Here is a 12,173-nt window from a genome sequence, read left to right as displayed (position 1 = left end):
TATAGATCACGGAGCTCCGGCTCTGCCGACCGTTTTGTGGATCGGATGCGGGCGCTCCATCAGAGGAGGCAGGAATGGATTATCGCAAGCTCGGCCCCAGCGGGGCCGTCGTCACCGCCTATTGCCTTGGCACCATGACCTTCGGCGCAGAGGCAGACGAAGCGGCATCCCACAGATTGCTGGACGATTATTTCGCCTGGGGCGGCAACTTCATCGACACCGCCGATGTCTACAGCGCCGGCAAGTCGGAGGAGATCATCGGACGCTGGCTGAAGGCCCGGCCCAACGAGGCACGGCAGGCCGTCATCGCCACCAAGGGGCGCTTTCCGATGGGCAACGGCCCGAACGATATCGGCCTGTCACGCCGGCATCTCAATCAGGCATTGAACGACTCGCTGCGTCGCCTCGACGTCGAGCATATCGACCTCTACCAAATGCATGCCTGGGATGCTCTGACCCCGATCGAAGAGACGCTGCGCTTTCTCGACGATGCCGTTTCCGCTGGCAAGATCGGCTATTACGGCTTCTCCAACTATGTCGGCTGGCACATCGCCAAGGCCGTCGAAATCGCCAAGTCGCGCGGTTATACGCGGCCGGTCACACTGCAACCGCAGTACAATCTGCTCGTTCGCGATATCGAGCTCGAAATCGTTGGGGCCTGCCAAGATGCGGGCATGGGCCTGCTGCCATGGTCGCCGCTCGGCGGCGGATGGCTGACCGGAAAATACAAGCGCGATAACACACCGACCGGCGCCACCCGTCTCGGCGAAAACCCCAATCGCGGCAGCGAATCCTATGCGGCGCGCAATGCGCAGGATCGCACCTGGGCGATCATCAGCGCAGTCGAGGAGATCGCCAAGGCACGCGGCGTCAGCATGGCGCAGGTGGCACTGGCCTGGACGGCGGCGCGGCCGGCCGTGACCTCCGTCATCCTCGGCGCCCGCACGCCGGAACAGCTCGCCGACAATCTCGGCGCGTCGAAATTGGCGCTGTCGGAAGCCGAAATGGACAGGCTGAACGAGATCAGCGCGCCACATCCGGCAGAATATCCCTACGGCACGGGCGGCATCAACCAGCGTCACCGCAAGATCGAAGGCGGCCGATAAGACAGAACCTGGCGGTGGTCGGCTATCGCCCTTCCGCCGCTAGCCGCCTGTAGACACGGGGAAGTATCTCCAATTTACGGTGATACTTTTCAACTCGAAGCGGCCAAACCCCAGGACTGACGGATATGAAGCTCCGTCAGTCGCTTCAACTCTTCAACGTCACCCTTCTCGATAGCATCGATCATCAGATGATGCTCCCGGCCGGATTGATCGACGCGGGCGCGGGTGCGCCATTGCGAGACCGGCGCTGAAGAGGTGCGCTGCCGGATTTCCGCGACGAGATCGACCAATTCCTTGTTGCCGCCAAGCGTCAGCAATTCGCGATGAAATGCGAGATTGGCTTCATAGAGCTCGAGCATGGTGCCGAGGAGGACCATCTCGTCGAAGCGCTTGGCAAGTGCGCGCAATTTCAAAATGCTCTCGCGAGATGCATTCGCAACGATCTGGCCGGCGATCGCCGTCTCCAGAATTACACGGATATCGCTGACTTCCACTGCACGTCGACCATCCTGCTCATAGACGTGATAGCCCCGGTTGGGCACATGCTCGACAAGTCGCTTCTGCGCCAGCCTGTCCAGTGCGCGGCGTACTTCGGGCCTGGTGCATCCATAGCGCCGTTCGAGATCGATCTGCTTGAGCCAGGTGCCGGGAGGAAGCAATCCGCCGAGAATATCCTGAAGAATCTGATCGGTAACATCGCGGGACATCTCACCTTCGATATCCGCCACGTCGCTCTTCAATTCGACATCGTTCATCGCGACTCCCCTGCCATTGCGTGATCGATATCACGTTGCCGCGGATTTCTGTAGCCGGCTGCATCTAGTGCACCGTACGCCTTCTGATGAAAATTTATCCATGCCGATATATTGCGCAGAATTTTTTTGTATCCTAAATTGGCGCCAATTTTGGTAACTCTATAATCCGGGCTCGGTCGAAACGCCATGAAAAATTCATCAGAAATCTGGGATGTGGTCGAAGCAAAGCGCCAAGCATTCTTCGATCTTAGCGATCGCATCTGGGGCATGCCCGAGACCAATTATGAGGAATTCCGCTCCGCGGCCGAGCACGAGCGGCTTCTCGAACAGGAAGGCTTTCGCGTTCACCGCAATATCGCCGGTCTGCCGACGGCCATCATGGGCGAGGCAGGCGAAGGTGGCCCGGTGATTGCCATTCTCGGCGAGTTCGACGCCCTGCCCGGCCTCAGCCAGGAAGCGGGAATTGCCGAAGAGCGCCCGATCGTCGCCGGCGGCAACGGCCACGGCTGCGGCCATAACCTGCTCGGCTCGGGTTCTATGCTGGCCGCCGCCGCCGTCAAGGATTACCTGGCCGCCAACGGCCTGAAAGGACGGGTGCGCTACTACGGCTGCCCGGCGGAGGAAGGTGGCTCGTCCAAGGGGTTCATGGTGCGTGCCGGCGTCTTCGATGATGTCGACATCGCCATTTCCTGGCATCCGGCCGCCTTTGCCGGCGTCAACAATCCGATCTCGCTTGCCTGCAACGAAATCAATTTCCACTTCTCCGGCCGTGCCTCGCATGCCTCCGCAACGCCGCATCTTGGGCGCAGCGCGCTCGACGCGGTGGAGCTGATGAATGTCGGCGTCAACTACATGCGTGAACACATGCCCTCGACGGCACGCATCCACTACGCCGTCACTGACACCGGCGGCAACGCGCCGAACGTCGTGCAGGCGCGCGCAACCGTTCGTTATCTGGTGCGGGCACGGACACTTCCGGAATTGCTGACCCTTGTCGCACGGGTCAAGAAGGTCGCCGAAGGCGCGGCCCTGATGACGGAGACCACCGTGCGCAGCGAGATTATCAGCGGCGACGCCAATCTGGTCGGCAATACGCCGCTGGAAGAATTGATGTTTGCTAATCTCGAAAGGCTCGGGCCGCCGACCTACGACGACGCGGACGAGGAAACCGCACGCAAATTTCAGGAAACCTTCAGCACGGAGGATATCGCCGCTTCCTACGGCCGCTTCGGCCTGAAGCCAAAGAAGGGCCAGGGACTTTGTGATCTCGTTTTCCCGCTTGGCGCCGGCGACGGGACGCTGGTCGGCTCCACGGACGTCGGCACGGTGAGCTGGGTCGTACCCACCGTACAGATGCGCGGCGCAACCTACGCCATCGGCACGCCCGGCCACTCCTGGCAACTGGTCGCGCAAGGAAAGCTTCCGGCCGCCCATAAGGGCATGGAGCATGCGGCCAAGATCATGGCGAGCACGGCTCTCGATCTCATGCTTGACCCCGCCCGCATCGAGGCAGCCAAGGCGGATCACAAGGCACGCCTCGAGGACACTCCCTTCGTCAACCCGATCCCCGATGACGTCAAGCCGCCTTTGCCGGAGAACAACCATGGTTGATGCCGCGGCCCCGTCGACAAACGAGATCATGACCATGTCGCGTTCCAATTCCATGCCGTCGCGCAGTGACCGGCTGGCCCGACAATGAACCAGCCGGGTTTCTTCGATATTTTGAGCTTCGGACCCGACGGCTGGGCGAAGGCATTGTTAGCCGGCGCGTGGATGACGGTTCTCATTGCCATCTCCGGCTATGCCATCGGCATTGTCATCGGCGGGTTTGGCTCCTGGGCCAAAGTCTCGGGTGGTCGCACCACCCGCATTATCGCCGATACCTATACGACCGTGTTGCGCGGCATTCCGGATCTGCTGATCATTTACCTTCTTTATTTCGGCGGAAGCGCTGCCGTCACGGCTGTCGGCCGCCTGTTCGGCGCGGAGGGCTTTGTCGGCTTTCCAGGCTTTCTGGCAGGCTCGCTGGCCGTCGGCATCACGTCGGGCGCGCAGCAGACGGAAGTTTTTCGCGGTGCCTTCAAGGCCGTGCATAACGGCGAGATCGAGGCCGCTATCGCCTGCGGGATGTCGCGCTGGCTGCGGTTCCGGCGCATCGTCGCGCCACTCACCCTGCGTCACGCCCTCCCCGGCCTCGGCAATGTCTGGCAGGTGGTGCTGAAGGAATCCGCCCTGGTCTCCATCACCGGCGTTGCCGAATTGCTGCGTCAGGCTCAGGTCGGCGCCGGCTCTACCGGCCTGCCCTTCGACTTCTATCTGATTGCCGGCCTCCTCTATCTGGCAATCTCGACGGTGTCGGGCGTGTTGATGCGGCAGGCGGAACGCTACTTCAACCGCGGCGTCAGGAGGGTCTGATGGACTGGAATTTCCTCAGCGAAACCTTCGTCAGCCTGATCGCGGCCATTCCGCTGACGCTCTCGCTCGCCGCCCTGTCGATCCTCTTCGGCGCGGTGCTGGCACTGGGGCTCGCCATGGCGCGTCTGTCGGGTATTACGGCGCTCGACGGGTTCGCGCGCTTCTATGTCTTCCTTTTCCGTGGCACGCCGCTGCTCGTGCAGATCTTCCTGATCTACTACGGTCTCGGCCAATTCCCGGCGGTTCGCCACAGCATCTTATGGCCGATCCTGCGCCAGCCCTATTGGTGTGCCGTCCTCGCGCTCACGCTGAACACCGCCGCCTATGCCAGCGAGATCATTCGCGGCGGCCTGCTGTCGGTGCCGCATGGTCAGATCGAGGCGGCGCGCGCCTGCGGCATGGGGCGCTTCATGCAGTTTCGCCGCATCATCTGGCCGCTCGCCATCCGCCAGGCGCTTCCGGGCTACGGCAACGAGATGATATCGATGGTCAAGGCGACCTCGCTTGCCTCCATCATCACCCTGATGGAAGTGACCGGCGTTGCCGCCAAGCTCATCTCGGAGACCTATCGCGCCATCGAGGTCTTCATTGTCGCCGGCGCGATCTATCTCGCCATCAACTTCCTGCTGACCCGCCTCATCCAGCTGCTCGAATACTGGCTGAGCCCGCATCTCCGTCAGCCGCGCCCCTTACTCATACCGACCACCGAAGGAGATGCGCCATGACCGACACGGCTCCAGCGCTCAGCGTCCGGAACCTGCACAAGAGCTTCGGCCCGGTCGAAGTCCTCAAGGGCATATCACTCGACGCACAACAGGGCGATGTCATCTCCATCCTTGGCTCCTCGGGATCGGGAAAATCGACCTTCCTTCGCTGCATCAACATGCTGGAAACACCGGATTCCGGAGATATCACGGTGGCCGGCGAAACTATCCACATGCAGTCCGGCCGCATGGGCAATCGCCTGACCGATCGCAGGCAGGTGGATCGCATCCGCTCCAGGCTCGGCATGGTCTTCCAGAGCTTCAATCTCTGGAGCCACAAGACGGTTCTGGAAAACATCATCGAAGCGCCCATTCATGTGCAGCGCCGCCCCAGGACGGAATGCATCGAGGAGGCCGAGGCACTGCTTGCCAAAGTCGGCATCGCCGACAAGCGCAACCATTATCCCTCGCATCTTTCCGGCGGACAGCAGCAGCGTGCCGCGATCGCCCGGGCGCTTGCCATGCAGCCGAAGGTGATGCTGTTCGACGAGCCTACATCGGCGCTCGATCCGGAGCTGGTCGGCGAAGTCCTGCGCGTCATGCGCGGGCTTGCCGAAGAGGGCCGCACCATGCTGATCGTTACCCACGAGATGGGTTTTGCCCGCGACGTCTCCAGCCGCGTGATCTTCGTCCATCAGGGACTGATCGAGGAAGACGGGAAGCCGCACGAAGTTTTCGCCAATTCGAAATCCGAGCGATTCCACCAGTTCATTTCCAAATAAACCACCTATACGACCACAAAAAAGGGAACAACTACAATGAAGTATCTGACGTCTCTCATGAAGGCCTTCAGCCTTCTGACACTTATGTTTGCGTCCACCGTCGCGCATGCCGACGAGAAGAAATGGACGCATGTCACGATCGCCACCGAGGGTGAGTTTCGTCCCTGGAACTTCACCAAATCAGACGGCACCTTGGACGGCTATGAGATCGATCTGATCAAATATCTCTGCGATCACATGAAGGTGGAATGCACGACCGTCGTCCAGTCCTTCGACGGCATGATCCCGGCTCTGCAGGCCGGCAAGTTCGACGCCATCATCTCCGGCATGTCGGCAACGGCGAAGCGCGAGGAAGTCATTGCCTTCAGCGATTCCTACGGCACGACCGGCCAGACCTTCGCCACGCTGAAATCCGATCCGCTGGCGCAAATGCCGCTGAAGGACCAGGTCTTCTCGCTCGGTTCGAACGAGCAGGGTGCGATCGACGCGCTCAAGCAGCTCGAACCCTTGCTGAAGGGCAAGACCATCGGCGTCCAGACGGCCTCGATCGCCGAAAATTTCCTGCAGAAATACCTGAAGGACGTCGTCACCATCCAGGAATACAAGACGACCGAGCAGCACGATCTTGACCTCAAGGCCGGCCGCGTCGACCTGATCATGGCTTCCACCGCCTATCTTTCGACGGCGGCGTCCAAGCCCGGCAATGAGGATTTCGCACTAACCGGCCCGCGCTTCCAGGGCGGCCTGCTCGGACGCGGCAGCTCCGTCGGTCTGCGGAAGACCGATCCGGAACTGAAGGCGATGTTCAACGACGCCATCGCCGTCGCCAAGGCTGACGGAACGATCGCAAAACTCTCGCAAAAATGGTTCGGCTTCGACGTTACGCCGCGTTGAGATCTTTCTCCAAGGAACGGTCACCTTCTGGGTGACCGTTCCTTGGTTGTAGCCGAAAATGCAACGATAGTTCTTGCGCCTCCATCCACGCGGGCGCTATCCATTGTGACAAAAGAGGCCCATTGACACGAACCGCTAGCATTGCGGCTTGAAGGTGAGAGCAGAGAATGACGAGACCCGTGATCGGCGTCATCGGGAACGCCCGCCTTGTGGAGAGCCGCTTCGCCGCGCAGATCGTCGGAGACAATAATCTCCGGGCCATAACCGAAGTCGCCGGCGCTCTGCCGCTGATGTTCGCCGGCAGCCCGAGCCTCACCGATATTACGGATCTGCTAGACACCGTCGACGGTGTGCTGCTGACAGGCGCCCGGGCCAATGTGCATCCGAGCCACTTCAACACCGAGCCCAATCCCAAGCATGAGCCGTATGACGAGGATCGCGACGCCGTGGCGCTGCCATTGATCCGGGCCTGCGTCGAGCGCGGCTTGCCCATCCTAGGCATATGCCGCGGCTTTCAGGAGATGAATGTGGCCGCCGGCGGCTCGCTGCATCCGGAAATCCGCGAATTACCCGGACGCATGAACCACCGGATGCCGCGTTTGGAGAACGGAGAAATTCATCCCGATCTGGAGGTGGTTTTTGCCGATCGCCACGATGTTAGGCTCGTGCCGGGCGGAACGTTTGCCCGCATTTTCGGCCGAGATGTGATCCGGGTGAATTCGCTGCATGGACAGGGTGTGCTTGAGCTTGGCGAACAGGTGGTCGCGGAGGGGATTGCCGAGGATGGTACGATCGAGGCGATCCGCTTCAAGGATGCTCGGGAATTTGCACTCGGCGTGCAATGGCACGCCGAGCATGATCCGCAAACCAATCCCGTGAACCGCGCGCTGTTTCAGGCGTTCGGGGACGCGGTGAGACGGCACAAGAACAGCCGTTAGCTAGCGTTGCGAAATCGGATCATATACATCAGGTAAGCGGCGGATTTAGTTTAGCAAATCCATCCTGGTTCCTGTAGGGGAAATATGGATAGGGCGACATCACCGCACTCACTTTGTCGAGCTTGTCAATCTGCTCCTTGGACAATGACCAACCGACGGCTCCGAGGTTTTGCCGAAGCTGCTCCTCGTTCCGCGCGCCGATGATGACGCTTGAAACGGTCGGGCGGCCTATGAGCCAGTTGATGGCGATCTGCGGCACGGTTTTGCCGGTCTCGGCTGCGATCTCGTCAAGCACCTCGACAATATCGAAGAGCTTTTCGTCATCCACCGGCGGACCAAAGCTCGCCGTCTCGTGCAGCCGGCTTTTCTCGGGAAGAGGCTGGCCACGGCGGATCTTGCCGGTCAGCCGACCCCAGGCAAGCGGGCTCCAGACGAGTGCGCCGACATTCTGATCGGCGGCAAGCGGCATCAATTCCCATTCATAGTCGCGACCCGCAAGCGAGTAGTAGACTTGGTGGGCGACATAGCGGGGATAGGCATGCTTCTCCGAGATAGCCAGCGACTTCATCAGTTCCCAGCCGGCGAAATTGGAGGCGCCGACATAGCGGAGCTTTCCCGCTGTCACTAGGCCATCGAGTGTGGAAAGCACCTCCTCTATCGGCGTCGAGGCATCGAAAGCGTGCAATTGCAGCAGGTCGATGTAATCGGTGCCGAGACGGCGCAGGGCACCGTCGACGGATCGGATCAGACGGGAGCGCGACGTGCCCCAATCGGCAGGTCCGTCGCCAGTCGGAAGCGCCGTCTTGGTCGAGATCAGGACGGCATCGCGCCGGCCCCGGATTGCCTGGCCGAGGACGTCCTCCGATGCGCCGGCGGAATAGACATCCGCTGTGTCGAAGAGATTGATGCCCGCCTCCAGGCAAATGTCCACGAGACGGCGCGCCTCCACCGCGTCGGTTGTCCCCCAGGCGCCGAACAGCGGCCCGCTACCGCCGAATGTGCCGGCCCCAAAGCTCAAGACCGGCACCCTCAGGCCCGATGCGCCGAGATTTCTGTAGTCCATGGATCTGTCTCCTGTCGTTTCAACTGAGATAGACGCTCCACCGAAGGTGATATAGATTGCCTAAAAGAAACTCATTTGTGATTTGAATTCATCATGAGCCGTCAGGACATTAATCGCTCCGGCGAGATGGAAGTTTTCGTGCGCGCGGTCGAGCTTGGTGGCTTCACCGCCGCGGCCAGTGCCTGCCGCATGACGCCATCGGCCGTCAGCAAACTGATTTCGCGTCTCGAAGCCCGACTAGGCGCGCGCCTCATCAACCGCTCGACTCGGCGGCTGCAACTCACGTCGGAAGGATGCGCCTTCTATGAGCGCAGCATAGCGATCCTTGCCGACATCGCCGAGGCCGAACGCTATGCCTCGGCGGGCGAGCAGGCTGCCGGACCCATCCGCATCAATACCAGCGGCTCCTTCGGCAACCATGTGCTGGCGCCGCTCATTCCGTCCTTCATGGCGCTATACCCTGCCGTCTCGCTCGAGATCGTTCATACCGACAGGGTCGTGGATCTGATGGAGGAGCGTGCCGACGTTGCGATCCGCACCGGGCCGCTCAAGATTTCCAGCCTCACCGCCCGCAAGCTCGGCACGACCCGCAAGATCATCGTCGCCTCGCCTGACTATTTCCGACGTCATGGTGTGCCGCGATCAATCGACGAACTCCAGAAGCACTGCCGTATCGGCTTTGCCTACGCACGCGCCGTGGAGGGATGGCCGCTGCTAGGCGCCGGCAAGACGATAGAGGTTCCCGTTACACCGGGCCTGCAGGTCAGCGATGGCGAGGCCATGCGCCATCTTGCTCTCGCCGGCGCCGGCCTGGCGCGGCTTCCCGCTTTCACAGTCAAAACCGATATCGAGGCCGGCCGTCTGGCACCCGTACTCGAAGATATCAATCCGGGCGACAGCGAGGAGTTCTATGCCGTCCATATCGGCCAGGGCGGGCCGCTTCCAGCGCGCGTGCGGGCGCTTCTGGATTACCTGCACGACAATGTCAGGCTGTGAAGAAGCCTGCTTGGCTTACGGCGCGTTCAGAGCGCCGGCTGCTTGGTCTTGCGTAGATAGGGCAGCACGGTATCGAACGAGCCGAAGCGGCTGATGGCGTCCTCGTTGGATACGGCGGCGGTGATGATGACATCCTCACCCTGCTGCCAGTTCGCCGGCGTGGCGACCTGGTGCTTGGCCGTCAGTTGAATGGAGTCGATGGCGCGGAGGATTTCGTTGAAGTTGCGCCCCGTCGTCATCGGATAGGTGAGGATCAGCTTGATCTTCTTGTCCGGCCCGATGACGAAGACCGAACGCACCGTGGCATTGTCGGCGGGCGTGCGTCCTTCCGAGCTTTCGCCAGCGCCGGCCGGCAGCATGTCATAAAGCTTGGCGACCTTGAGATCCCTGTCACCGATCAGCGGATATTCGACATCGAAACCGGTCGCCGTCTTGATGTCACCTTTCCATTTGGCATGGCTTTCGACCGGATCGACGGAAATGCCAATGACCTTGACGCCGCGTTTCGAAAATTCCTGCTCCAGTCCCGCCATTGCTCCGAGTTCTGTCGTGCAGACCGGCGTGAAATTCTTGGGGTGCGAGAACAGTACCGCCCAGCCATTGCCAATCCAGTCGTGGAACTGGATCGGTCCCTGTGATGTGTCGGCGGTAAAATCGGGTGCGATATCGTTGATACGCAGGCTCATGATCGGTCCTCCAAATATAGGGCTGTCGCTGTCAAATGACCGGCGACACATGTTGGGCAAAAGAAATCCGCCGCAGAATGACGATGAATGCTGTCGAAGAAAAGTCTCCTCAAGCGGTCGCCACCGCTGCCGATGCGGAAACATACGGCCTCCGGTGTCTGGCGCGCGCCTTCAGCGTATCCAGCAGCGCATACCCGCTCGGCCAACGTCCAAAACCGCTTGCGACATTGATATGGCCCGCAAGGCCGATATTCTTGATGTCGGAGTTCCAGAGACGCCCGAACATCGTAAGGCGGTCGAGCGTCATATAGATATCGTTCAGGCTGCCGATCGTCATGCTGGGAAATGGCAGTGTTTCGGTGGGCATAGTGCCGAAGGAGACCTGCCCCGCATGCAGCGTTTCCGTCGCTGAGAGATCGCAGGGCGCAACAAGCAGTGCACCCTTGACGCGGCGCGCGGCCGGCCGGCTCGCCAGTTGGGCAGCCAGCAGGCAACCGAGACTATGGGCAACGATATAGGCATCGCCCGCTTCCTCCAGCGCCACTTCGAGTTTCTCCATCCAATCACGAAGGTTCGGATGATCCCAGTCGTCCTGATCCACCACATGGCCGTCCGGCTGATCCTGCAGCCAATAGCGCTGCCAATGCCCTTCCCCCGATCCGAACAGGCCCGGCAATATCAGCACCCTGCTCATCGCGCCTCCGCTCTTTCGATCAAGGGCAATTGATGCTCAGGAGCGGTCATCAGAATGCCCCTGCCACGAGTGCGAACAGAAAAATGAAGGAAGAGACGACGGTACAAACTTCGACACCGCGAACGAGACGGGATCGAATGTCATGGGGAACGCGTCTTGCAACCGGTCGCCGGAGATCGAAAGCCAAAGCCATCGCGGGTTCCTCTCAATACCAGGCAATCGGCGTGGAGCACCAGAAATAGAGCTCGTAATCGCGCGCTGATGGCTCGCGATCATCGTCGGCCGCAGCTGGTCTATCGATCAGATGAAGAGGCTCGTCTTTCCAGTGAATCCAGAGCTGGCCAAAGGCAGTCTTCAAGCGGGTGATGACATCGAATTTCATGCTATCCTCCATCTCGTTGATCCAATTTGCTTAAGTAAAAGATGTTGCCTTGGGACGATCGGTCACTCGGCCGCGGCAAGCAGTGCCGTCGCGCCGGGAAAGAAGGCGGCGAGTTCATCGACCACCTCGTCGATGCGTTTCGAGAGCGGTTCGGACGAGATCTTGTAATCCGTGAAGTCGCGATCCGAGGCGTAGACCGCCGTCGGCAGCGTATGCGCCATGAAGAAGCCAAAGAGCGGCCGCAGCTGATGTTCCACCATCAGCGCATGGCGATCGCCGCCGCCCGTTGCCGTGATGATGATCGGCTTGGCGCGCAGCTCATGCGGATCAATGAGATCGATAAGGTGCTTGAAGAGGCCAGGGTAGGATCCCTTGTAGGTGGGCGAGCCGATGACCAGCACATCGGAGGCGACGATATCGTCGACCACCCGCTTTGCCTGATCGTCCAAATCCCTACGCCACTGAGCCGCACCAAGCGACGGGCCGACATCCTGCAGGTCATAGATGCTGCTCGTAAAGCCATACTGGTTGGTTGCCAGATCGGCCACGTTCTGCACAAGCGCATAAGTCTTCGACGGGCGGTTGAAACTACCGGCGATGCCGACGAGTTTGCGGGCAACCATTCTCATTCCTTTCCGAGCTTCGAACGAGCTTTCCAATGAACGAATATTGTCTATGAAAATGATAGATTAAAAGGAACGACCATCTCTCCTTGCCCGGAAAACGGGAAATCTGTTCCGTCCTTCAAGGGGCTGCTT

General features: G+C 60.4%; 14 protein-coding genes. 8 read left to right on the top strand and 6 right to left on the bottom strand.

All coding sequences use genetic code 11. The features are described from left to right. Positions 1–74: 74 nt before the first annotated feature. Positions 75–1,106, top strand: a complete 1,032-nt coding sequence (locus tag AC1RO0_RS09555) for an aldo/keto reductase (protein WP_498592659.1) — start codon at positions 75–77, stop codon at positions 1,104–1,106. Positions 1,107–1,195: 89 nt separating this feature from the next. Here the strand turns inward: AC1RO0_RS09555 and AC1RO0_RS09550 are convergent, their stop codons facing one another. Continuing rightward, entirely contained in the window at positions 1,196–1,861 is a 666-nt protein-coding gene (locus AC1RO0_RS09550; RefSeq protein ID WP_498592658.1) for a GntR family transcriptional regulator, read from the bottom strand. 186 nt (positions 1,862–2,047) lie between these two features. Between AC1RO0_RS09550 and AC1RO0_RS09545 the strand changes: the two genes are divergently transcribed. The 6 genes from AC1RO0_RS09545 to AC1RO0_RS09520 all read left to right on the top strand — a co-directional run bounded on the left by AC1RO0_RS09545 (position 2,048) and on the right by AC1RO0_RS09520 (position 7,594). Then, a complete protein-coding gene (locus AC1RO0_RS09545; protein WP_498592657.1) occupies positions 2,048–3,472 on the top strand; it encodes a M20 family metallopeptidase in 1,425 nt (474 codons plus the stop codon). Positions 3,473–3,556: 84 nt separating this feature from the next. After that, positions 3,557–4,276: an ABC transporter permease gene (locus AC1RO0_RS09540; protein ID WP_498592656.1), complete on the top strand. Its 720-nt coding sequence runs from the start codon at positions 3,557–3,559 to the stop codon at positions 4,274–4,276. After that, positions 4,276–5,001, top strand: a complete 726-nt coding sequence (locus AC1RO0_RS09535) for an ABC transporter permease (protein ID WP_498592655.1) — start codon at positions 4,276–4,278, stop codon at positions 4,999–5,001. The genes AC1RO0_RS09540 and AC1RO0_RS09535 overlap by 1 nt, the downstream gene beginning before the upstream one ends. Beyond that, positions 4,998–5,762, top strand: coding sequence for an ABC transporter ATP-binding protein (locus AC1RO0_RS09530; protein ID WP_498592654.1), 765 nt, complete (start codon positions 4,998–5,000; stop codon positions 5,760–5,762). Before AC1RO0_RS09535 ends, AC1RO0_RS09530 begins: the two co-directional genes overlap by 4 nt. Positions 5,763–5,798: 36 nt before the next feature. Next, positions 5,799–6,656 (top strand): transporter substrate-binding domain-containing protein, encoded by an 858-nt coding sequence (locus AC1RO0_RS09525; protein WP_498592653.1) that lies wholly within the window; start codon positions 5,799–5,801, stop codon positions 6,654–6,656. A 167-nt stretch (positions 6,657–6,823) separates the two neighbouring features. Then, positions 6,824–7,594, top strand: a complete 771-nt coding sequence (locus AC1RO0_RS09520) for a gamma-glutamyl-gamma-aminobutyrate hydrolase family protein (protein WP_498592652.1) — start codon at positions 6,824–6,826, stop codon at positions 7,592–7,594. Between the two features lie 28 nt (positions 7,595–7,622). Here AC1RO0_RS09520 and AC1RO0_RS09515 read toward each other — a convergent pair whose 3' ends face one another. Next, positions 7,623–8,657 (bottom strand): aldo/keto reductase, encoded by a 1,035-nt coding sequence (locus AC1RO0_RS09515; RefSeq protein ID WP_498592651.1) that lies wholly within the window; start codon positions 8,655–8,657, stop codon positions 7,623–7,625. Between the two features lie 93 nt (positions 8,658–8,750). On the opposite strand from AC1RO0_RS09515, the gene AC1RO0_RS09510 reads away from it, so the two are divergent. Continuing rightward, positions 8,751–9,653 carry a LysR family transcriptional regulator gene (locus tag AC1RO0_RS09510; RefSeq protein WP_498592650.1) on the top strand — a complete coding sequence of 301 codons (903 nt, stop codon included), beginning with the start codon at positions 8,751–8,753 and terminating at the stop codon, positions 9,651–9,653. A gap of 26 nt (positions 9,654–9,679) precedes the next feature. On the opposite strand, the gene AC1RO0_RS09505 is transcribed toward AC1RO0_RS09510, so the two are convergent. From AC1RO0_RS09505 to msuE, 4 genes are all read right to left on the bottom strand, one after another. Beyond that, a complete protein-coding gene (locus tag AC1RO0_RS09505) occupies positions 9,680–10,339 on the bottom strand; it encodes a peroxiredoxin (RefSeq protein WP_498592649.1) in 660 nt (219 codons plus the stop codon). A gap of 109 nt (positions 10,340–10,448) precedes the next feature. Further along, positions 10,449–11,033 carry an RBBP9/YdeN family alpha/beta hydrolase gene (locus AC1RO0_RS09500; protein ID WP_498592648.1) on the bottom strand — a complete coding sequence of 195 codons (585 nt, stop codon included), beginning with the start codon at positions 11,031–11,033 and terminating at the stop codon, positions 10,449–10,451. A 205-nt stretch (positions 11,034–11,238) separates the two neighbouring features. Beyond that, a complete protein-coding gene (locus AC1RO0_RS09495; protein WP_498592647.1) occupies positions 11,239–11,415 on the bottom strand; it encodes a hypothetical protein in 177 nt (58 codons plus the stop codon). A gap of 62 nt (positions 11,416–11,477) precedes the next feature. Then, positions 11,478–12,038, bottom strand: coding sequence for an FMN reductase (msuE, locus tag AC1RO0_RS09490; RefSeq protein ID WP_498592646.1), 561 nt, complete (start codon positions 12,036–12,038; stop codon positions 11,478–11,480). Positions 12,039–12,173 lie beyond the last annotated feature (135 nt).

The organism is Rhizobium sp. GW821-FHT14E12, assembly GCF_058803745.1.
This window is presented reverse-complemented; position numbering and strand designations above follow the sequence as displayed.

What these genes read in the sequence shown, in the direction of transcription:
- AC1RO0_RS09550 (WP_498592658.1), bottom strand. Translation starts at nt 1,861, where the DNA reads ATGAACGATGTCGAATTGAAGAGCGACGTGGCGGATATCGAAGGTGAG.
- AC1RO0_RS09535 (WP_498592655.1), top strand. Translation starts at nt 4,276, where the DNA reads ATGGACTGGAATTTCCTCAGCGAAACCTTCGTCAGCCTGATCGCGGCC.
- AC1RO0_RS09540 (WP_498592656.1), top strand. Translation starts at nt 3,557, where the DNA reads ATGAACCAGCCGGGTTTCTTCGATATTTTGAGCTTCGGACCCGACGGC.
- AC1RO0_RS09555 (WP_498592659.1), top strand. Translation starts at nt 75, where the DNA reads ATGGATTATCGCAAGCTCGGCCCCAGCGGGGCCGTCGTCACCGCCTAT.
- AC1RO0_RS09495 (WP_498592647.1), bottom strand. Translation starts at nt 11,415, where the DNA reads ATGAAATTCGATGTCATCACCCGCTTGAAGACTGCCTTTGGCCAGCTC.
- msuE (WP_498592646.1), bottom strand. Translation starts at nt 12,038, where the DNA reads ATGGTTGCCCGCAAACTCGTCGGCATCGCCGGTAGTTTCAACCGCCCG.
- AC1RO0_RS09525 (WP_498592653.1), top strand. Translation starts at nt 5,799, where the DNA reads ATGAAGTATCTGACGTCTCTCATGAAGGCCTTCAGCCTTCTGACACTT.
- AC1RO0_RS09510 (WP_498592650.1), top strand. Translation starts at nt 8,751, where the DNA reads ATGAGCCGTCAGGACATTAATCGCTCCGGCGAGATGGAAGTTTTCGTG.
- AC1RO0_RS09530 (WP_498592654.1), top strand. Translation starts at nt 4,998, where the DNA reads ATGACCGACACGGCTCCAGCGCTCAGCGTCCGGAACCTGCACAAGAGC.
- AC1RO0_RS09520 (WP_498592652.1), top strand. Translation starts at nt 6,824, where the DNA reads ATGACGAGACCCGTGATCGGCGTCATCGGGAACGCCCGCCTTGTGGAG.
- AC1RO0_RS09505 (WP_498592649.1), bottom strand. Translation starts at nt 10,339, where the DNA reads ATGAGCCTGCGTATCAACGATATCGCACCCGATTTTACCGCCGACACA.
- AC1RO0_RS09545 (WP_498592657.1), top strand. Translation starts at nt 2,048, where the DNA reads ATGAAAAATTCATCAGAAATCTGGGATGTGGTCGAAGCAAAGCGCCAA.
- AC1RO0_RS09500 (WP_498592648.1), bottom strand. Translation starts at nt 11,033, where the DNA reads ATGAGCAGGGTGCTGATATTGCCGGGCCTGTTCGGATCGGGGGAAGGG.
- AC1RO0_RS09515 (WP_498592651.1), bottom strand. Translation starts at nt 8,657, where the DNA reads ATGGACTACAGAAATCTCGGCGCATCGGGCCTGAGGGTGCCGGTCTTG.